Source organism: Sphingomonas pokkalii (assembly GCF_003096275.1).
In the GTDB taxonomy this organism is placed as follows: Bacteria; Pseudomonadota; Alphaproteobacteria; order Sphingomonadales; family Sphingomonadaceae; genus Sphingomonas; species Sphingomonas pokkalii.
The window spans coordinates 2,643,354-2,663,984 of sequence record NZ_QENQ01000001.1; the positions used below are offsets into that span (position 1 = coordinate 2,643,354).

General features: G+C 63.2%; 12 protein-coding genes and 3 pseudogenes. 12 read left to right on the forward strand and 3 right to left on the reverse strand.

The genetic code is table 11. From position 1 onward, the window contains the following. Positions 1-73: 73 nt before the first annotated feature. The 7 genes and pseudogenes from DD559_RS12225 (at position 74) to DD559_RS12255 (ending at position 6,784) form a co-directional block, all read left to right on the forward strand. Complete coding sequence (locus DD559_RS12225) at positions 74-757, forward strand: TetR/AcrR family transcriptional regulator (protein ID WP_116470884.1); 684 nt, start codon at positions 74-76, stop codon at positions 755-757. A gap of 20 nt (positions 758-777) precedes the next feature. After that, positions 778-1,012: pseudogene (locus DD559_RS12230) on the forward strand (DDE-type integrase/transposase/recombinase); the annotation flags it as partial. A 235-nt stretch (positions 1,013-1,247) separates the two neighbouring features. After that, positions 1,248-2,261: an IS110 family RNA-guided transposase gene (locus tag DD559_RS12235; RefSeq protein WP_116470885.1), complete on the forward strand. Its 1,014-nt coding sequence runs from the start codon at positions 1,248-1,250 to the stop codon at positions 2,259-2,261. Positions 2,262-3,012: 751 nt separating this feature from the next. Further along, positions 3,013-3,213, forward strand: a complete 201-nt coding sequence (locus tag DD559_RS20395) for an Arm DNA-binding domain-containing protein (RefSeq protein WP_368389686.1) — start codon at positions 3,013-3,015, stop codon at positions 3,211-3,213. After that, positions 3,188-4,050 (forward strand): annotated as a pseudogene (locus DD559_RS12245) (IS5 family transposase). Before DD559_RS20395 ends, DD559_RS12245 begins: the two are co-directional and overlap by 26 nt. 15 nt (positions 4,051-4,065) lie before the next feature. Then, positions 4,066-4,602 (forward strand): annotated as a pseudogene (locus DD559_RS12250) (IS3 family transposase); the annotation flags it as partial. Positions 4,603-4,879: 277 nt separating this feature from the next. Then, on the forward strand, positions 4,880-6,784 hold the full coding sequence (locus tag DD559_RS12255; RefSeq protein WP_165831082.1) for a carboxylesterase/lipase family protein: 1,905 nt from the start codon (positions 4,880-4,882) through the stop codon (positions 6,782-6,784). A gap of 349 nt (positions 6,785-7,133) precedes the next feature. Here the strand turns inward: DD559_RS12255 and DD559_RS12260 are convergent, their stop codons facing one another. Then, positions 7,134-10,412 carry a TonB-dependent receptor gene (locus tag DD559_RS12260; protein ID WP_116470887.1) on the reverse strand — a complete coding sequence of 1,093 codons (3,279 nt, stop codon included), beginning with the start codon at positions 10,410-10,412 and terminating at the stop codon, positions 7,134-7,136. A 333-nt stretch (positions 10,413-10,745) separates the two neighbouring features. Here DD559_RS12260 and DD559_RS12265 point away from each other — a divergent pair, with 333 nt between their 5' ends. Genes DD559_RS12265 through DD559_RS12285 form a run of 5 tightly spaced genes read left to right on the forward strand, consistent with a single transcriptional unit; the run spans position 10,746 to position 17,820 of the window. Beyond that, complete coding sequence (locus DD559_RS12265; protein WP_116469423.1) at positions 10,746-12,260, forward strand: tryptophan halogenase family protein; 1,515 nt, start codon at positions 10,746-10,748, stop codon at positions 12,258-12,260. Continuing rightward, complete coding sequence (locus DD559_RS12270; RefSeq protein WP_116470888.1) at positions 12,257-13,684, forward strand: tryptophan 7-halogenase; 1,428 nt, start codon at positions 12,257-12,259, stop codon at positions 13,682-13,684. Before DD559_RS12265 ends, DD559_RS12270 begins: the two co-directional genes overlap by 4 nt. Continuing rightward, positions 13,671-15,275 carry a tryptophan halogenase family protein gene (locus tag DD559_RS12275; protein WP_116469424.1) on the forward strand — a complete coding sequence of 535 codons (1,605 nt, stop codon included), beginning with the start codon at positions 13,671-13,673 and terminating at the stop codon, positions 15,273-15,275. Before DD559_RS12270 ends, DD559_RS12275 begins: the two co-directional genes overlap by 14 nt. After that, on the forward strand, positions 15,272-16,804 hold the full coding sequence (locus tag DD559_RS12280) for a tryptophan halogenase family protein (protein WP_116469425.1): 1,533 nt from the start codon (positions 15,272-15,274) through the stop codon (positions 16,802-16,804). Before DD559_RS12275 ends, DD559_RS12280 begins: the two co-directional genes overlap by 4 nt. Then, on the forward strand, positions 16,801-17,820 hold the full coding sequence (locus DD559_RS12285; RefSeq protein WP_116469426.1) for a cupin-like domain-containing protein: 1,020 nt from the start codon (positions 16,801-16,803) through the stop codon (positions 17,818-17,820). Before DD559_RS12280 ends, DD559_RS12285 begins: the two co-directional genes overlap by 4 nt. Positions 17,821-17,877: 57 nt before the next feature. Here DD559_RS12285 and DD559_RS12290 read toward each other — a convergent pair whose 3' ends face one another. Together DD559_RS12290 and DD559_RS12295 are read right to left on the reverse strand one after the other, a co-directional pair. Next, a complete protein-coding gene (locus tag DD559_RS12290) occupies positions 17,878-19,368 on the reverse strand; it encodes an MFS transporter (RefSeq protein WP_116469427.1) in 1,491 nt (496 codons plus the stop codon). 2 nt (positions 19,369-19,370) lie between these two features. Then, positions 19,371-20,399 carry a LacI family DNA-binding transcriptional regulator gene (locus DD559_RS12295; RefSeq protein WP_116470889.1) on the reverse strand — a complete coding sequence of 343 codons (1,029 nt, stop codon included), beginning with the start codon at positions 20,397-20,399 and terminating at the stop codon, positions 19,371-19,373. Between the last annotated feature and the right edge of the window lie 232 nt (positions 20,400-20,631).

Genomic DNA, 20,631 nt, shown 5'->3' on the forward strand with positions numbered 1-20,631 from the left:
ATTAAATTCCCGGCTTCGAGAATTAGGCGCAAGTCGTTGCGCGCCGGGGCTTCTCGCGCGTAGAGCTATGTCGATGGACAGAGCCGAGAGCGACAAGCGCCCCGACAAGCGCCGCCGGCGGCAGGGGCGGCCGGCGGATGGCGATGCGGCGGTGGGGCGCGATGCCGTGCTTGCCGCCGCCACGGCGCTGCTGCGCGAACTGCCGCCGGCACAGGTCACGATCGCCGCCGTGGCGCGCACCGCCGGGGTCGATCCTGCGCTGGTGCGCTATTATTTCGGATCGCGCGAGGCACTGTTGCTGGAAGTGGTGCAGCAGCTGGCCGAAGCGCATCAGCCCGATCTGCTCGCCAGCGATCCGGCGGACGCGCTGGAGGAATTCATCCACCGCACCTTCCGCTTCACCCGGTCGGCCAGATATATGCAACGGCTGATGGTGGAGGAACTAAGCGGCGCGCGCTCGGCTGAGGTCCGTGAAAAGCTGCGCGCTTGGAACCGGGGCCCCATCGACTTCTACGAGGCACTGCGCACGCAGGACGCCGGCAAGCTACTGGCGGACTTCAACCCGCTGTTCCTCCACCTGGCGGTTATCGGCATTGCCGACTTCTTCGTCTCGGGACAGCAATTGGTCGCACTCCTCGCTCCGGAAGGCGACGATCTCGCGCAGTTGGCGCGCGACTACGAACGGTTTGTCGTTTCGCTGATTATCGACGGCCTTCGCAAGCGCCAATCCGACTCAACATCGATGACCGGCTCCTAACGACGAGGCTGACCGACACCATGGCCGCCCAGCTCGTGACCGACGCGCTGATGATGGCGATCTGGCGACGCGGAAAGCCCGACGCATTGCTGCATCATTCGGATCAGGGCAGCCAATACACGAGCGAGCAGTTCCAGCGGTTGATGGCCGACAATGGCGTTACCTTGCTCGATGAGCCGATCGGGCAACGTCTGGGACAACGCGGCGATGGAGAGCTTCTTCTCGTCGATGAAGACCGAACGGATCGGCCGGAAGACAGAGGTGGTCCCGCCTATTTGGACAGTTTTACGGCTGAGCTAAGCTAATCCGGGTTGTCGATCATGCCGCCATTTTGGTCATCAGATCATGGGGGGCATGCCCCCCATGATCTGAAGCGCCGATCCACCCATAGGCTTCCGCCGGGGTTTGAACTGATGAGGTGGATGCCCCCTTCACCCGGCATCGTATGATGCCTGACCGGCGCGACGCTGCGCTGGAGATGGAGGAGCACGTGACCGACGTTCACATTCTCGCGATCGACCTTGCCAAGCGCAGCTTCCAGGTCTGCGCGACCGCCGCGGGAGGGGCGGTTCTATTTAACCGGATGGTTTCGCGCGTGAAGCTCGAGGCGGTTCTGCGTGATCAGACACCCTGCATCGTGGCGATGGAGGCGTGCGCGACGAGCCATTTCTGGGGGCGGTTTGCGCAAGGCTTTGGTCACGAGGTGCGGCTGATCCCGCCGATCTACGTGAAGCCGTTCGTCAAACGACAGAAGAACGATGCGGCGGACGCGGCTGCGATCGCCGAAGCCGCGCTGCGGCCGAACCTACATTACGTGGCGGTCAAGAGCGCGGAGCATCAGGCCCGCGCAGTCGCATTCCGGACCCACCAGTCTTTTGTCGGGCAGCGCACCCAACTGATCAACGCTCTGCGGGGACATCTTGGCGAGTTCGGCCTCGTCGTTGCACAAGGGCCGACAGGTCTCAAGACCGTCGCTGGCGTGATCGACGACGATGCGACCGATCTGCCTGACGCTGTGCGCGATATCGTTCGTCTTTACCTCGACCAGATCGCGGTGCTCACGCAGAAGATCGACGACCTGCACTTCAAGCTGCGCGCCGCGACCAAGGTCGACGACGCGATGCGTCGGCTCTGCACAGTGCCGGGAGTCGGCCCGGTGACCGCGGGCGCGATAATGGCATTCGCACCCGATCTGCGTGCCTTCGCCAGCCGCCGAAACTTCGCCGCGTGGCTCGGCTTGGTCCCACGGCAGCGATCGACCGGCGGCAAGACCCGGCTCGGCGGCGTAAGCAAGATGGGCCAGGCCGATATCCGCAAGCTGTTGATCGTTGGCGCGATGAGCAGGATCCGTTGGATCATCCGGCGCGGCGTGTTGCCCGACAACTGGCTCGGCCGCATGCTGGGGCGCAAGCCGCGCATGGTGGCGGCCGTCGCGCTGGCCAACAAAATGGCGCGCATGATCTGGGCGATGATGACGCGCGAACAGAATTACCGGATGGCGTGACGCGCTTGCCCCCACACAAGGGCGAAACGCGGAGCGCTTAGGGGCTGACAGCCCCGACAAGGAGATCGACAGACGATCATGCGGCAAGGACTTCAATGTTCCAGGACGAGCAAACCAGGCCCGGCGCTCGAGCAATAAAGCTCTCTGAACCGATGTGGACCTCGTTCTTCGAACTGCATACCGGCCCGTGGCGAATATCAGGCCACGATATGAGGCCTGACACACGAGCGATAGAAGCGCCAAGCCAACCAAACCGTCTGAAAATCACCTTGCAAAACTGGGGGCATCCACACACGCCCCTCTCGCGGCGGTCGCGCAGACCTGGAAGCTGCGCTTGGCAAGGTCGATCGCGAGAATGTGAACGTCGGTCATGTGCTCCTCCATTGACGTGCTCCCCTTTTCTCCTCCACTCATAAGTAGAGTCCGGGGCTGCCTGCACTGCTACCCATCCCGATCGCGTTTGTGCTTCGAACCCGATTTACGAAAAGGGGAGTGGGGCCTGACCCCTGGGGCTCCATTTTTGCTGCAGTGCGGTAAGTACTTGTTTCGATATGCGTATTCCAATCCATTCGATTCCTGCAACCGCACCATCCACCTTTCCACAGACATTCAAGGGCATCCAAAACTGGCGGATTCCCGCGGGTTTTGGCGGTATCTGATCCACCCAGATCCGGGTCGATCCATTGGAACCCGCGGCCCTCGACGGTATATTTGACGGTATCAACACTGCGCCAGCGGAGGAGATACCGTCATGCTCACCGATGCAGCCGTCCGTCGAATCAAGCCGCGGGACAAAGCGTTCAAAACTCAGGACATGCACGGCATGTACCTCCTCGTTCAGCCTGGCGGGGGGCGGTACTGGCGATGTGAGCAGCCCCTAGATTTCTGGACGCCTTGGATCCTAATTTTGAGGACAGGAGGCGACGATGGGGAAGCCCAATTTCAGCGATGAATTCAAGCGTGATGCGGTGGCCCAGATCACCGAGCGCGGCTATCGGTTTCGCAGCGTCTGGGCGTCAGCCAGCACTCGCTGTATTCGTGGATACGAACTGACGGATGGGGAATGGTCGATCATCGAGCCGCTGCTGCCGAACAAGCCGCACGGCGTTCCTCGGGTTGATGACCGGCGGGTACTGAACGGCATTCTATGGCGGTTTCGCACGGGCTCGCCGTGGGCGGAGATACCCGAGCGCTATGGCCCCTCGACGACCTGCTACAACCGGTTCGTCCGCTGGCGCAAAGCCGGGGTGTGGGACCGGCTTCTGGCCGCGGTTTCCGCCGCTTTCGAAGGAGAGATCGTGATGATCGATGCCACCTGTATCCGCGTCCACCAGCACGGTGCGACGGGCAAAAAGGGGGAACTGGAGATCGCGGCATGGGACGTTCCCGAGGCGGCCTCACGAGCAAGACCCATGCCCTCGTTGACGCTGACGGTCGTCCGGTCACACTGCGCCTGACCGGCGGACAGGTCCACGACAGCCAGGAAGCCGAAGCCCTGATCGCTGCCATGCCCGAGGGAGCAACGCTGCTAGCCGACAAGGGCTACGACAGCAACGCCATCCGCGAGGCCGCTGCCAGCAGGAATGTCTGGGCCAACATCCCGTCGCGCTCGAACCGAACGCAGCGCTTTGCCTTTTCGGACTGGCTCTACCGCCAGCGCAACTTGGTCGAACGCTTCTTCAACCGCATCAAGCACTTCCGAAGCATCGCCACCCGATACGACAAGTGCCCCGAAAACCACCTCGCGGCTGTCAAACTCATATGTGCCCGCATCTGGTGCGCCGCATAATGAGTCTACGGCCTAGGCCACAAGATCTATCCGTATCTGCTGCGCAAGCTGGCGGTGACCCGGCCGAACCAGGTCTGGGCGACGGATATCACCTACGTGCCGATGGCGCGGGGCTTCGTCTATCTCGTCGCTGTCGTCGACTGGTTCACTCGGCGCGTGCTGGCATGGCGCGTGTCGATCTCGCTCGATGCTGCGTTCTGCATCGAGGCGCTGGAGGAAGCGCTGGCCCGCTATGGCAAGCCCGCCATCTTCAACAGCGACCAGGGCTCGCAGTTCACGAGCACGGCGTTCACCGCCGTCCTCCACCGCGAAAAGATCGCCATCAGCATGGACGGCAAAGGCTGCTGGCGCGACAATGTGTTCGTGGAGCGCCTCTGGCGCTCGGTGAAATACGAGGAGGTGTATCTCAACGCCTATGCTTCGGTCCCCGATGCGCGCGCTCGCATCGGCCGCTATCTCGCATTCTACAATGCAGTCCGACCGCATTCCGCGCTTGGTGGCCGGACGCCTGACCAGATATACTTCCAACAGCCGCTTCTCGCAGCGGCATGATCAACCAGCGGCAATCCACTTATCCGAGCCGCGAGCCTGTGCAGACAAACCGAGCCACCTCTCCTGAAATTGCACCACGTTGGCGGACACGACCGCTCGGTCACTTCGCTCATGTATGGTTTCGGCCGATTGATCCCATTTGGATGCGTGTCATTGCCCCTGCAATGAAGTGAATTATACTTTCACCTCCCGATGATCATGCAAGATAGGGAACAATTTAATGACACGGAATTCTAGATGTATTGCATTTATAGTCGGCGTTTTTGCGTTCTTCTATATGATTTTTCCGCTGCAGCAAGCCCATGCACAGGGCTGCAATTCAACCAGTCCCGTGACGCTCTCTAGCCAATTGGGAAATGCCCAATTGTGTGGCGTGACCGATAATGGCGGCACGACGGTATATCGGGGGATACCCTATGCGGCTCCCCCCGTCGGGGCCCTGCGATGGCAAGCCCCGCAGGCTCTAACGGCCTCAAGCATCTGGAAAGGAACGCTTCAGGCGACGCAATTCGCGCCGGTGTGCCCGCAATCGGCGACCTCGAATACCAATCAGTCGGAGGACTGCCTGTATCTGAACGTCTGGGTGCCGAGCGGCACCACCCAGACGAGCAAATTGCCCGTGATGGTTTTCATCCACGGTGGAGCATTCGTCAGCGGCGCCGGATCTTTGGACGTCTATAACGGGAGCGCGCTGGCGTCCAATGCCAGCAATCCGACTATCGTCGTCACGCTTAATTACCGGTTGGGCGCGCTGGGCTTCCTGTACGTAAACCAGGGCCCGAAAGACAATTCGCCGCCGCTCGTCGCCGGGAATTTCGGATTGCAGGACCAGCAGCTCGCTCTGCAATGGGTGCAGCAGAATATTGCCAATTTTGGCGGGAACCCGGGCAATGTCACGCTGTTCGGTGAAAGTGCCGGCGCCATGTCGGTGGGGTTGCACCTGACATCCATCCCCAGCAGCAATGCGACCTATAGCGTCGTCAAGGGAAGCGGCACGCTTCCGCCCAACGTGTCGCTGTTTCAAAAGGCGCTTATGGAGAGCAACCCGTACGGGTTGCCCTATCGTGACGTGAGCACATTCGCAGCACGGCTTCTAAACCCGCTTGGCGTCAATTTTCTGCAGCGCGTGTGCGCCCTGATGAACCAGCAGAACAGCACTATTCCGGCAAAAAGCTGCTGGACTGGGCCCAACCCCATGGCCTTTCTGCAAAGCGTCCCGCTCGAGGCCATTCTGACCGCTCAGGACGATATCAGCGGTATCAGCTTCGCGGAAAATCTCCTGACGGGCGGGCTATCCAACGCGCTCCCCTGGGCACCGGTTTATGACAACAGCTTCGTGGTGAACCAGCCGTTGAAGGGATATTATTCGTCAACCGTTACGCAGGGCACGTTCCAATACTCCGTCAAAAGCACGCCAATGCCGGTTCTCATGGGGTTCAACCAGAATGAGGGCGCCACCTTCGCCGGCCTTGCGGAAGCCGCTGACCCATTGACCTTGACGAACGCGTCATACCCAACTTTGCTGCTCGTCGGCTATAAGTTGGCTGCAGGCACGATACAGGGCGTAAGCGATTATAATGCGACGCAAATGTCGGCATCAGCACCAAATTATTATTTCGACAATTGTGATCCCACAGTTGATCCCGTTTCGTGCACCTTTCCGGTACAGTCGTGCAGTTCCACCTCGACGGATACCACATGTACCGGGACTGGCGATGGCGGTGCCTTGGCCTTCTCTAACCTGACGACCGACGATATCTTCAAATGCGCCAATCTCCAGGCGGCGAACACCTATCTGGGACAAAGCAGCAACGCCATCTATGGCTATCTTTTTGCCAGCCCGCCGATCTTGGATCCGTACGGGACGTTGCCATCCTGCTCGGTCGAATCCGGAAACGTCTGCCACGGCAACGAACTGCCCTATGTTTTCGGTACCGTCGGCAATTTCGCTTACCCCTTGCCGGCGGCGGACTCGGCAGTGAGCCAGACGATGGTGAATGCCTGGTCGAACTTTGCCGCGAAGGGGACCCCGGGCGTCAGCGGATGGAACCCGCTCAGCAGCAGCAACCAGAGCGTATATACGCTGGGCGGCACCAATAATGGTCAACTGACCGCAATCGCGGGCCCCTCCAACTGCACCACGTTGTGGAACACCATCTATCCGCTGAAATCCAATAACTGACCATGTCGATCAGGGCTGGGGGCGGGGCGACCTGTCCCCCAGCTTGCCGGATGGGCGATTGAGGGTCCCCCTGTTTTTTGGCCCATCTGAACGAGAGTTTTCCGGCCCTTTGAAGTCTTTCAGCGCTAGCCGCTGTCCATCATCGACGGTGCTTCTTCCCGTTAGCGCCGCACCGGTATCGTCTCGCCTTCGGATGACGACGTATCCACCCAATCTGGTACAAACGCCGCCGAAGACGTACCACCGAACCGCCCGTCCGCCAACAAAGCCTCCGTTATCCGGCTGGCATTGCAATAAAAAGGCCCCGGCGGTGATCGCCGAGGCCCCAGTTTCACAATGGTGGAAATTGTTAGAAATTGCCGCGCAGAATGAACGAGAATCGGCGGTCGTTCATGAAGTAGGAACGCGGCGCCAGATCCTTCGGGTCACCCGTATAGGCTTGGGTCGTCTTGGTGACGGTGTTGGTCAGGTTCACACCCTGCACGCCGAACTTCACGTCCTTGGTCAGGTTCACGAACAGCGATGCGTCGAGTGTCCCCACCGGCTCGTTGAAGATCGAGAAGTAGGGGAAGATCACATCCGAAGCCGTCAGCAGGAAGCGCGAGCGCCAGTTATAGGCCGCACGCACCGAGATGCCACCCAGTTCGTAGAACACCGCCGCGTTGACGTTGTGCTTCGACAACTGTTCGAGCGGCAGGTTGCCCGACGGGGTCACCGTGGAAACGTTCGAGGGCGAACCGCCGTTCAGGAAGCTGTTCGGCAGGCCCGAACTGTCGATGAACGTGTAGTTGGCCGAGATGCCGAGTCCCTTGAGCGGTCCGGGCAGGAAATCATAGGTCTGCTGATACGCGACCTCGAAGCCCTTGATCTTGCCGGTGCCTTCATAATTGGCCGGGCCGCGGACGAACACATCCTTGGTGATGCCATTGCTGATAATCGTTCGGTTGGTGACCTTCTGGTAGAAGAAGCCGTCGATCGCCTTGTAGAAGCCGTTGAGGGTCAGCGAGCCGACCCGCGCGAAATACCATTCCAGGCTGGCATCGAACTGCCAGGCAGTTGCCGGACGCAGATAGGGATTGCCGGTCGTCGCCGTCAGCTCGCCGCTCGTCCCCAATCCGATGGTCAGGAAGTTACGGATGTTGGCATTATCCGGGCGCGTCAGCACCTTCGAACCCGCAAGGCGCAGCAGCAACGTGTCCGACAGGCCGAACTTAAGGTTCAGGCTGGGCAGGAAATAGCTGTAGCTGGTCTTGGCGGCATTGAAGGTATCTGCACCGGCACCTGCGAACTGCTGCAGCTGCGCATAGCCCGACGGACCAAGCGTGCATACGCCGCCCTGCGGCTGCGGTTGGGTGCCAGGGGGCGCGTTCGGCGGCACCGTCAGCGCGCAACGATCGGCATAGGGCTCGAGGATATTCAGCTCTGCCTGGCTCGGCACGCCGATCCGGCCTTCCGAACGAACGTTGCTGCGCACCCAGCGCAGACCAACATTGCCCGAGAAGCGGATCCGACCGAACAGCGTGTCCGAACCGAAGCTCGCCATGCCGTACGCGGCGCTGTCCAACTGGCTGACCGGCTGGATTTCGGACGGCAGGTACGGCGTTCCGGCAATCGCGCGCGTACGCCCGGATGCCGGCACCCATGTCGGCGATGCGCCAAGACCGGTAGCGATCGCCTGGATAGCCTGGAAGTCCTTCACCGCGCCGTCATAATTACGGATCAGATCGCCGCCGTAATAGAACGCACCCGGCGGAGCGGAGGTCTGCCCGCGGAAGAAGTTCGGGAAGTTATAGCGAGTCATCATGCTCGCCGGCGTATCCGAGAAATTCACCGGCCGCGAACCCGACCAGGTTTCGCTGAGCATACCCCAATTGTAGGTGGAGTAGCGAACGGTCTGATCGCGATCCTGATAGCGCGCACCGAACTTAACCTTGCGCAGGAACGCATCCTCGTCGAACTTGTATTCCACGTCGCCTTGGAACGCGTATTGCGTGCCGGTGCTGTCCTCGTGATGGTCCATCGCAGCGCGCCAGAACTGAAAGCGCGGATCATTGAAATACTGCGCATCCGTGGCGCTGGCGAGCGCGGCGTTGGGGGTCGACCACGTATAGCCGAGATATTGTGGCTTGTGCGGCGTCACCGTCGGGAGCTTGCCCGAAATGTCGAGCTCCTGATCCGCAAAGCTGGACCCGAAGACCGAGAAATCGAGGTGCTGCCGGTGCGACTTCGCGACCTGGCCGTCGAGCGTCACCGTCAGGCGATCGGTGAGCTGGGTCTTGAGCCGGAGGCTCCAATCCTGATTGGTCGTCTCTTCCCGCGACTGGCGTCGTGCGAGCGACTGCTGGAGGCCGCCGATCGGTACATAGGGCGAAGTCGACGGATCGCCGCGCCAGCCATTGCTGGTGTTAACGATATAGCCCGACTGGAACAGCCCGTTGGCGTCGTAGGCGAAATCCTTGAACTGTCCGACCGGGCATTCTGCCCGCGAGGTTGCCGAACCTGCGCTGCCATCGGCCGGAATGGTATTCGGCCCGTTGGAGTTCTGAAGGCAGCCCTTCGGATAGGTGGTGTATTCGGCAAGATCCGGCGCGGTCTCGAACGTGTACTCGCTCCACTCTTGCGTGGTGTGCGAACGCACATATTCCGCCGTCAGTGTCGTGCGTTGATCGATCGATTCGAACTGCGCCGAAAGCGACATGCCGTCGCGCTTGCGATCGAATTCCTGCGTGCGGAACTGGCCGCCCGCAGGTGCCACGCGCGACCGTGCGAAATCGGCGAAGCCATCGGCACCTGCACCGCTGGCGGTGCCGCAGGGTGCGTTGGCTGCCGGCAACGTCATCGTGTCGCTGGAAGACGGCAGCGGGTTGCGGCAGACCAGCGTACCGTTGGTGTTCGCCGCATTGACGAGCGTATTGTCACGCGTCTGGTAATTCGCGACCTGGATACCGTCCGAACGGCTCTTGATCTGCGAATAGGCACCACTGGCGAGCAGGCCGAAACGGCCGATGCCCGTATCCCAGGTATTCGAGAGCAGGCCCGAAATCGTCGGCGTCCATTTCTTGCGCATGTCGCCATAATTCGCCTCGAGGCTGATGGCGGCATGGAGGCCGGTGCGATCGAACGGCTTGCGGGTGTTGAGGTTCACCGTACCGGCGAGACCGCCTTCGATCATGTCGGCAGTGGTGTTTTTCGCGACGATCACCGAGCCGAGCAGTTCGGACGGCACGTCGGCGAAGTTGAGGGCCTGGCCACCCACGCCAGCGGCGAACGCCGTGCGGCCATTAAATTCAGAGCGGACGAAGGTGAGACCGCGCACTGCGACACCGGAACCTTCGACCGAGAAGTGATCAGGGTCATTCGAACCGGCGAAGCGATTGATCGACACGCCGGGCACGCGCTGCAGCGCTTCGGTGACCGAGCGATCCGGCAGCGACCCAATATCCTGCGACGTGATCGCATCGACGACGGTGTCCGAATTGCGCTTGATCGACTGGGCAGTGGCAAGGCTGGCGCGAATGCCGGTAACCACGATGGCAGCTTGGTCTGCCGGGGCTTCCTGCACGCCCTGTTGGTCCTGGCTGGCAGCCGGCTGGTTGGCAGCGGTCTGCGCGTGGGCGGATCCCATCATGCCGGCAACGCAGATCGCCGTGGCGGAAGCGCCGCGAAGGAATGCCGTTATTTTGGATACATCGCGGATGCGCGATGGCGACTCGTCTCGCATATTCCCCCTCCTCAAAAGTGTGTGACTCTCCGGCCACGACAAGGTTGTCATACATCTAGACCAGATTGACATGCACTTTGCAATGCGACCGCTAACAATCTCCCGCATTTTTCCGCAAGCCATGTTGCAGCAATGCAACTTTGCTGCGTTGCCGCATGAAAACGTTCCGATGGAGTAAGGTTTGACATCACCCCGCAAATTGCTGGAAACGGCCTGGAGATATGGGCGGAGAAGGCGCCGATGGCCGGGGTAAAACCAGTGCGGGTCGTGATCGTAGGAGGGGGAACGTCGGGCTGGATGACGGCCGCAGCACTGGCGCGACTACTGCCCGGGCGGGTTTCCATCCACCTGATCGAATCGGAGGCGATCGGCGTGATCGGCGTCGGCGAGGCGACGTTGCCGCATATCCGGGGCTTCGTTGAAAAGCTCGGCATCCGCGAGGCCGATTTCATGGCCTGGACCCGCGGTACGTTCAAATTGGGTATCGAGTTCCGCGACTGGGGTAAGATCGGCGACAGCTATGTGCACCCGTTCGGTACGTTCGGGCGGGGCAAGGGGGAAGTCGACTTCCACCATTATTGGACGCGGTTGCGCCTTGCCGGGACGGATGTGCCGCCACTTGAACAATTCTCCTATGGCTGCATGCTCGCTCGCGCCAACCGGTTCGACCTCCCGCTCGACGATCCCGACCATCTCGCCTCGACGTATGGCTACGCCTATCAGTTCGATGCATTGCTATTCGCACCATATCTGCGGACGATCGCCGAAGGGCTTGGCGCGCAGCGCACCGAGGGCAAGGTGGTGGAAGTGCTGCGCGATGCCGAACGCGGCACGATCTCTGCGGTTCGGCTGGACGATGGCGCGCTGATCGAAGGCGATCTGTTCATAGACTGCTCCGGCTTCCGCTCCCTACTCCTTGGGGAGGCGCTGGAGGAACCCTTTGAGGATTGGAACCACTGGCTCCCGGCCGATCGCGCGGTGGCGATGCCATGCCGAACCGCCACCGCGGTCACGCCCTACACCAGCGCGATCGCAATGCCGGCGGGCTGGCGCTGGCGCATCCCGCTGCAACATCGGACCGGCAATGGCTATGTCTACGCAAGCGCCTTCACCTCGGACGACGACGCCGCCCGCGCACTCACCCATGCGGTGGAAGGCGCGCCGCTGGCCGATCCGCGCGTCCTGCGGTTCCGCGCCGGCCGCCGCCGGCGCAGCTGGGTGAAGAACTGCGTTGCGATCGGGCTGGCGAGCGGATTCCTGGAACCGCTGGAATCCACCAGCATCTATCTCGTGCAACAAGCGATCACCGCCTTGATCGAACTCTTCCCCGAAACGGCAGACGCGCCGGTGGAGCGCGACGAGTTCAACCGGCTGATCGACCTGGAATATGATCGGATCCGCGACTTCCTGATCCTGCATTATCACGCCACCACCCGCACCGACACGGACTTCTGGAACTACGTCCGCACGATGACGATCCCAGACAGCCTGTCCGAAAAGATCGAGCTGTTTCGCCGCGCCGGGCGCGTGGTGAAGTATCGCGAAGGGGTGTTCCTCGATGCGAGCTGGATCGCAGTCTATGTCGGCCAGGGAATCCTGCCCGAGGGCTATGACCCACGTGCGGATGCCCCCGATTCCGGCGCGCTGATCCAGGGTATGCAGGCGCTTCACCGCGAGATCACCGCCACCGTCGAGCGCGTGCCCGAGCATCTGCGCTATATCGATCGCTATTGCGCGATGGCGGCAGCGGCATGAGCCTGACGCGGCTTCTGGTCGTCGGCGGCGGGATCACCGGCTGGTCGACGGCGGCGGCGATCAAACGGCGTGTGCCGAAGCTGGCGGTTACGATCCTGCCGCTCGCGCCGCCGCCCGACGCGCTTGCCGATCGGATCGCCACCACCCTGCCCTCGGTTCTCGGATTCCACGCGGATCTCGGTATCGGCCTGGACGACGCCGTTGTACGCACCGGCAGCCTGTATCGCCTGGGCACACGGTTCGAAGGCTGGGTCGAGGGCGCGCTGGACTATGTCCACGCCTATGCGCGGCACGGCGAAGGCATCGGTGGCGCGGCGTTCCAGCACCTCTGGGCACGCGCAGCGCTATCCGGCGATGCCCCCCCGTTCGACAGCCTGTCTCCCGCCGCCGCCATGGCCCGCGCCGGACGCTTCGTGTTGCCTGGGGGAGATGGCCCGCTTGCCGATTATGGTTTCGGCCTGACGCTCGACATTCCACGCTACACCGCAATGCTGATGGCCTTTGCCCGCCATGTCGGCGTGGAAGGTCATCTTGGGCAGTTGGCGGGGGTGGAACATGATGCGCAGGGTGGCATTGCCGGCCTCGTGCTGGACGACGGCACCCGGCTGGCTGCAGACCTGTACTGCGATTGCACAGGCCCGAATGCCCGGCTGCACGGCACGCTGGGCGTCGGCCGTGAGGACTGGAAGCGCTGGCTGCCCGGCGACCGTCTGGTGCTGGAGGCGGCCCCGATCGCCGATCCGCTGCCGATGGAACGCGTGGTCGCGACCGAGAATGGCTGGCGCTGGATCGGCCCGACCCAGCAAGGCGCCCTGTACAGCGCCGCCCATGGCACCGTTCCGGGAGAGCCCATCCCCATCGCCGCCGGCGCGTCGCTGGAGCCCTGGCGGCACAATGTCGTCGCGATCGGCGACGCCGCGGTTGCCATCGAACCGCTCGAATGGAGCAACCTCCATCTCGCCCACAGCGCGATCGATCGGCTGATCACGATGCTGCCGGCGGGGGCGCCCCACCCGCTGGAAGCCGCCGAGTATAACCGCCAGGCGCTGGCCGAAGCCCGCCGCGTGCGTGATTTCGTACTGCTCCACTATGCCACCGCCCGCCGCGATACGCCCTTCTGGCATGATGTCGCGGGCGCCGATCTGCCGGATTCGCTCGCCCACACGCTGCGCCTGTTCCGCGAGCGCGGCCGCCTCCCTTTCTACGAGGAGGAGACGTTCGATCGCGACAGCTGGCTTGCAGTGCTGTTCGGTCAGGCCGTGCTGCCACGCCGGATCGATCCGCTCGCCGATTCCGTGCCGCCCGCCGAAGCCATGCGGGCAATCGCGCAGCGTCACGCCGCTATCGCCCAGGCGGTGCAGCCGCTTCCCACCCTCGCCGCCTTCCGCGCCGCGCAATCAAGGCATCTGCATGAACGAGCATAGTATCCGCGACGTCGTCATCGTCGGCGGCGGCACTGCCGGCTGGATGGCAGCCGCGGCATTTTCGCGTTTCCTCAACAACGGCTATACCCGCATCACCCTGGTCGAATCCGACGAGATCGGCACGGTGGGGGTCGGCGAAGCGACGATTCCGCCGATCCTGCGATTCAACCAGATGATCGGGCTGGACGAGAATGAATTTCTCGCGGCGACCGGCGGCACCTTCAAGCTCGGCATCGAGTTCGTCGACTGGGGCGGGCTCGGCGAACGCTATTTCCACCCCTTCGGCAACTACGCCCAGGACCTGCAGGGCGTGCATTTCCACCAGCTGTACCTGCGCGAGCGTGCGCGCCGGCCGATTCCGGACATCGCCGCCTGGTCAATGAGCGCGGTGGCGGCATCGCTGGGCAAGTTCGGCCGCCCTTCGGCCTCGGCGCAATCGCCGGTGCGCGAATTGTTCTATGCCTTTCACTTCGATGCAGGGCTGTACGCGCAACTGCTCCGTCGCCTGTCGGAATCCCGCGGCATCGTCCGCGTCGAAGGCAAGATAACCGACGTGACGCTGCGCCCGGAGGACGGCTATGTCCAATCCGTGACCTTGGCGGACGGCCGCACGATCGCGGGCGACCTGTTCATCGATTGCTCCGGCTTTCGCGGCCTGCTGATCGAAGAGGCGCTGGAAACCGGCTATGAGGATTGGCGCCACTGGCTGCCATGCGACCGCGCCGTCGCCGCGCCGTGCGCCAATGTGCGTGAGCCCGATCCGTTCACCCGCTCCACCGCCCACGCGGCCGGCTGGCAATGGCGCATCCCGCTGCAGCACCGCATGGGCAACGGGCTGGTCTATTGCAGCGACTATCTCGATGACGATACCGCGGAACAGCAACTGCTCGCCGCATTGGAGGGCCCCTTGCTCGCCGATCCGCGGCGGATCCGCTTCACCCCCGGGCGGCGGCGCGAGAGCTGGTCGCGCAACGTCGTCGCGCTGGGACTGTCGAGCGGTTTTCTCGAACCGCTCGAATCCACCAGCATCCATCTGATCCAGAGCGGCATCGCCCGGCTGATCGCACTGTTCCCGGACAAGCGCTTCGATCCGATCGAGCGTTTCGAATATAACCGCCAGATGCGCGACCTGTACGAGGACATCCGCGACTTCATCATCCTTCACTACAAGGCAACGACGCGGACGGATTCGCCCTTCTGGAACCGCGTCCGTACCATGGAGATCCCGGAAAGCCTTGCGCACAAGATCGCGCTGTTCGAGCACAAGGGCCGGCTGTTCCGCGAAGGCAACGAATTATTCACCACCACGAGCTGGGTAGCGGTCTGCCTGGGCCAGCACATCGTGCCGCGCGAACACGAACCCGCCGCCGACGCGCTCGACGAGAAGTTGGTAGCCCAGGCGCTGGAGCAGATGCGCCTCGGCTATTGGGATACGGCGCAGAAAATGCCCAGCCATGCCGAATTCCTTGCGCGCATCGCGCCTCAGCCGGTTTCCCAGACTCCGCCATCGCCGCCGCAGGCGGCGGACGCACTGCCGGTCTTCTCCTTCGCGCAGGACGCGCCCTTCGCTCCCCCAGGCTCGCCAGTGTGAGGGAGGACCTGATCCGGCGGATCGTGATCGTCGGCGGCGGCACTGCCGGCTGGATGGCCGCGGCTGCGCTATCCAGGCTGATCGGCCGTATGCCGGGCCTCGAACTCGAGCTCGTCGAGTCCGATGCGATCGGCACGGTGGGCGTCGGCGAGGCGACAATCCCGCATATCACTCTGTTCAACACCATGCTCGGCATCGACGAGGCGGCGTTCGTCCGCGAGACCAACGCCACCTACAAGCTGGGCATCGAATTCGTCGACTGGCACCGCATCGGCCATCGCTATATCCACCCCTTCGGCGTGTACGGGCTCGACATGCTGGGGGTGGAATTCCACCATTTCTGGCTGAAGGCGCGCACGCTCGGCGACCCTACCCCGCTCGATGCCTATTCAATCGGCATTGCCGGCGGATTGCGCGGGCGCTTCGCACATCCCCGGCCGGATCAGCCCAATTCGCCGCTCGCCAAGCTGGGCTATGCTTTCCAGTTCGATGCGGGACTCTATGCCGCCTTTCTCCGCCGACTGGCCGAGGGAATGGGCGCATGCCGGACCGAAGGGCGGATCGTCGACGTCCGTCGCGACGGCGGAAGCGGGCATGTCGCCGCCGTGCTGTTGGAATCGGGGAAGGAGGTCGCGGGCGATCTGTTCCTCGATTGCACCGGATTTCGCGGGCTGCTGATCGAACAGACAATGGGTGCCGGTTTCCGCGACTGGACGCACTGGCTCCCTTGCGACCGCGCCGTCGCCGTTCCCTGCGCGCTGGGGGGCGATCACTTGCCCCTCACCCGCGCCACTGCTCGCGCCGCCGGGTGGCAATGGCGGATCCCGCTCCAGCACCGCATCGGCAACGGCTATGTCTATGCCGGCGATTATCTGTCGGACGATGAGGCAGTAGCGACGCTCCTCGCCAACCTGGACGGGCCCGCCCTTGCCGATCCACGTCCCTTGCGCTTCCGCGCCGGCCATCGCGACCGCGCCTGGATCGGCAACGTCGTCGTGCTGGGACTGGCCGGCGGCTTTCTCGAGCCGCTGGAATCAACCAGCATCCACCTGATCCAATCGGGCATCGGCCGGCTGATGGCGCTATTCCCAAGCCGTGGCTTCGATGCGCTCGAAATCGAGCGATTCAATAGGGAAACCGCGCAGGAATATGAGGACATCCGTGATTTCCTGATCCTGCACTACAAGGCAACCGAACGCGACGACAGCGCCTTCTGGCGGCGCTGCCGTGACCTCGAACCGCCCGAAGGGTTGGCCGAGAAGCTCGCCCTGTTTCGCGGCAACGGCCGTATCCATCCGGCGCAGCGCGAACTGTTCCAGCAGGCGAGTTGGCTGGCCGTGATGAACGGCCAGGGCATCACACCCGCAGGCTATCATCCGGTCGCCGATCTGCTATCCGATGCCGAAACGCGCGAACGCCTCAAGCACATCGCGCAAGTGATTGATGAAACGGCCAACGCCATGCCCCTTCAGGACGACTATCTGCGCCAGATCGGCTGTGCCCTGCCCGCCGCGCGGCAGGCATCGTGAACACCCTCCCCGCACCACAGCCGGTACGCGAACTGGGCCCGATCGATCGCGCGCGGTTCGAGGCGGAGATTCGCCCCGAGCGGCAGCCTGTCGTGTTCCGTGGCCAGGCGGCCGATTGGCCGGCCGTTCGCGCCAGTCTGGATGGCGACGCGGCTGCGATCGCCTATCTTCGGCGCTTCAGCCATGATCGGCCTGTCAACGCGATCGTCGGCGAACCAGCGATCCAGGGCCGGTTCTTCTATACCGAGGATCTGACCGGGCTGAACTTCGTCCGCGGCGTTTCCCCGCTCGGTCCGTTCCTCGATCGGCTGCTGCGCGAACGCGAACGCCCGACGGGCTATGCGATGGCGGTGCAGTCCACGCCCGCCCCCGAATTGCTGCCCGGTTTCGCCGAGGAGAATGCGACGGCGCTAGCCGACGGTGCTCCCCGCCTGTGGCTGGGTACCGCGCTCCGCGTCGCCACCCATTTCGATCTGATGGAGAATATCGGCATCGTCGTCGCCGGACGGAGACGCTTCACGCTGTTTCCACCCGAGCAGGTCGGCAATCTCTACATGGGGCCGTTGGAACTCACCCCCGCGGGCACGCCGATCAGCCTCGTCGATCCCGAAGCGCCCGATCTCACGCGCTTTCCCCGCTATGCCGAAGCCGCCCCCCATGCGCAGCGGGTGGAGCTGGAACCGGGCGATGCGCTCTATATCCCGTTCCACTGGTGGCATGCGGTGGAATCGCTGGCGCCGGTGAACCTGTTCGCCAACTACTGGTGGAACCCTGCCCGCGCCGATCTGCTCAACCCCCATGATGCATTGCTCCATGCAATGTTCTCGATCGGCGGGATGCCGGAAGATCAGCGCGAGGCCTGGCGGACGATGTTCGACCATCTCGTCTTCTTGCGGAACGGCGATCCGGCCGCGCATCTGCCGGCAACGGCCCGCGGTGTGCTGGGCGGCCCCAGCCCGGACCGCGTCCACCAGGCGCGCGATACGCTGCGGGTTGCGCTGGATGCGCGGCGGTAACGCGATGACCGCGCCAAGAGAGGGCCCGGCACACGGCACAACCAATCGTCAGCTAGCTCAATCCCGCGACAGCGCCGCCACCCGCAGCATCGCCAGCGCCGCCAGCAGCAGTGTTCCCCCCGCAAAGGCCATCGTCCAGATCGGTTCGCCGGGGAAGAAGCGCTTCATGATCGATCCCATCGCCGTGGCCACCAGCAGTTGCGGCACCACCACGAACACGTTGAACAGGCCCATATAGATGCCCAGCTTCGCTTGCGGCAGGCTGGAGGCGAGGATCGCATAGGGCATGGCGAGGATCGATGCCCAGGCGATGCCGATGCCGATCTCGCTGGCGATCAGCCAAGCCGGATCGCGGACGAGTAAGAAGCTGGCAAAGCCCGCCGCACCGCACAGCAGCCCGAAGATGTGCGTCCGCGCCTTGCCGAACCGCGCCGAAAGCAGCGGCAACAGCGTCAGCGCCGCTACCGCCGCCACGCCGTTATAGGTGGCGAACAGCACGTCGACCCAGTTGGCTCCGATCTGGTAACCGGCGCTCTTCGGGTCAGGCGACCCGTAAAATGCACCGGCGACGATCGGCGTGGTGTTGATCCACATGATGAACAGCGCCGACCAGCTGAAGAACTGCGCCACGGCCAGGCGCTTCATCAACAGCGGCATGCCGGCGAAATCGCCGACGATGTGGCCGAGCATACTCGCGCTTCCCGCCCGCGCCCGCAGGATCGCCACCGCCTGGGCCAGGCCATAGGCGATCAGCAGGCCGCCAAGCAGATGGACTTCCTTTTCAAGGCCGAACCGCGCGACCGCGAGCACCACCAGCGCGCCCGCCGCGACCCACGGCAAACCCGCGGCCGGGTGCCGCGCCGCCAACAGGCGCACCGCCGCGCCTTCGTCCGCCGTCACCGGCCCGTCGAACGCAGCCATTTCCGCCGGACTGAACTCGCGCGTCGTCAGCACCGTCCACAGCACCGAGCAGAACAGCGCCGCGCCCCCGAACCAGAAGGCGTACTTCACCGTGTCCGGCACACCGTGCGCCACCACCGCGTTGGACACGCCGAAATGCTCGAGCGCCCAGGGAAAGATCGATCCCAGCACCGCGCCCATGCCGATAAATGCCGTCTGCACGGCATAGCCGGCGCTGTGCTGATCCTTGCGCAGCATGTCGCCGACGAACGCGCGGAATGGCTCCATCGAGATGTTGAGCGAGGCATCCAGCACCCAGAGCAGCCCCGCCGCAAACCACAAGGCCGGGCTTTCGGGCATCAGCAGCAATGCCAGCGCCGCGAGGATCGCCCCGCCCAGGAAATAGGGCCGCCGCCGCCCAAGGCGACCAAGCCAGGTCTTGTCGCTGAGGTGCCCGATGATGGGCTGCACCAACAGGCCGGTAAGCGGCGCGGCCACCCATAATGCCGGAAGATCGTCCAGGTTGGTGCCGAGCGACTGAAAGATCCGGCTCATGTTCGCATTCTGGAGCGCGAAACCGATCTGGATGCCAAAGAAGCCGAAGCTGATGTTCCAAAGTCCCGTGAACGACTGGCGCGGCTTGTCCATGCTCATGCCCCACAAGACTTGCGGACGATGAGCTTGGTCGGCAGCAGCGCCGGCCCGACCGGCCGCTCGCGGATCCGCCCGATCAGCGTCTCAACCAGGGTTCGGCCAGCCAGCCGCGCGTCCTGCATCACCGTGGTGAGCGGGGGGCTGGCGGAGCTGGCCGCGGGAATATCATCGAAACCGATCACCGAAACATCCTCTGGAATGCGCTTGCCCGCGGCCTGGAGCGCCCGCATCGCGCCGATCGCGATCAGATCGCTCGCCGCGAGAATCGCGTCGAAGTCCGCGCTGCTGTCGAGCAGCAATTGTGCCGCATCCGCCCCGGATTCCTCCGTGGTGATCGCATCGACCTGCAGGCCGGGATCGGCGGCGATGCCCGCATCTTGCAGCGCCTCGACATGGCCGCGATAGCGCTCGTGAAACTCGGGATAATGGCTGGACGCCGTACCCAAAAATCCAATTCGCCGGCGCCCGATCCCAAGCAGGTGCCGCGTCGCCGCGCCGGCGCCGCCGCGATTGTCACATCCGACGGTCAGTCCCGCCCCTTCCGACAACACCGATCCCCAACGCACGAAATGCGTGCCGGCATCCTGCAGCGCCTTCAGCCGCGTGCGATACAGTTCGAAATCGCCATAGCCGAGCAGGATCAGCCCATCGGCCTTGCGCGCATCCTCGTAATCGGTGTGCCAGTCGCTGGACAGCTGCTGAAAGCTGATCAGCAGATCATGATCATATTCCGCGCAAGCACGAATGATCGAACCCAGCATGGAGTGGAAGAAGGGATTGATCAGCGAATCGTCGGCAGTCGGATCCTCGAAGAACAATAGCGCCAAGGTTTGCGAATGCCGGGTACGGAGATTGGATGCCGCCTTGTCGACACGATAGTTCAACTGCTTGGCGATCGACTCGATACGCATCCGCGTCGCCGGGTTTACGCCCGCTTCGCCACGCAGGGCGCGCGAAACGGTCGGCTGCGAAACGCCGGCAAGCTGCGCGATATCGAACGATGTAGGCTTGCGCTGCATCCCCATGCCCATCTCTCCCTGCGTTCGGCTGTCCTCTCCGCATCGCATATTATGCATGGGCGCAGGCGGTTGGCCGCGTCAATCGTGGCAATGGTGCAGATCGGCCATAGTTCGTCGGTAATAGGCCTGAATACGTATGTGGCCGGCTGGCAACCATACCCTGTTTTGCAAGATAAACTGCAGCACAGCGCAGTAGCTGCGCGACCCGCATGGGGCGGGCACCATCCGGCCATCCAAG

Coding starts and splice junctions, on each gene's coding strand:
- DD559_RS12225 (WP_116470884.1), top strand. CDS start 74: ATGGACAGAGCCGAGAGCGACAAGCGCCCCGACAAGCGCCGCCGGCGG.
- DD559_RS20395 (WP_368389686.1), top strand. CDS start 3,013: ATGCTCACCGATGCAGCCGTCCGTCGAATCAAGCCGCGGGACAAAGCG.
- DD559_RS12255 (WP_165831082.1), top strand. CDS start 4,880: ATGATTTTTCCGCTGCAGCAAGCCCATGCACAGGGCTGCAATTCAACC.
- DD559_RS12260 (WP_116470887.1), bottom strand. CDS start 10,412: ATGATGGGATCCGCCCACGCGCAGACCGCTGCCAACCAGCCGGCTGCC.
- DD559_RS12265 (WP_116469423.1), top strand. CDS start 10,746: ATGGCCGGGGTAAAACCAGTGCGGGTCGTGATCGTAGGAGGGGGAACG.
- DD559_RS12270 (WP_116470888.1), top strand. CDS start 12,257: ATGAGCCTGACGCGGCTTCTGGTCGTCGGCGGCGGGATCACCGGCTGG.
- DD559_RS12275 (WP_116469424.1), top strand. CDS start 13,671: ATGAACGAGCATAGTATCCGCGACGTCGTCATCGTCGGCGGCGGCACT.
- DD559_RS12290 (WP_116469427.1), bottom strand. CDS start 19,368: ATGGACAAGCCGCGCCAGTCGTTCACGGGACTTTGGAACATCAGCTTC.
- DD559_RS12295 (WP_116470889.1), bottom strand. CDS start 20,399: ATGGGGATGCAGCGCAAGCCTACATCGTTCGATATCGCGCAGCTTGCC.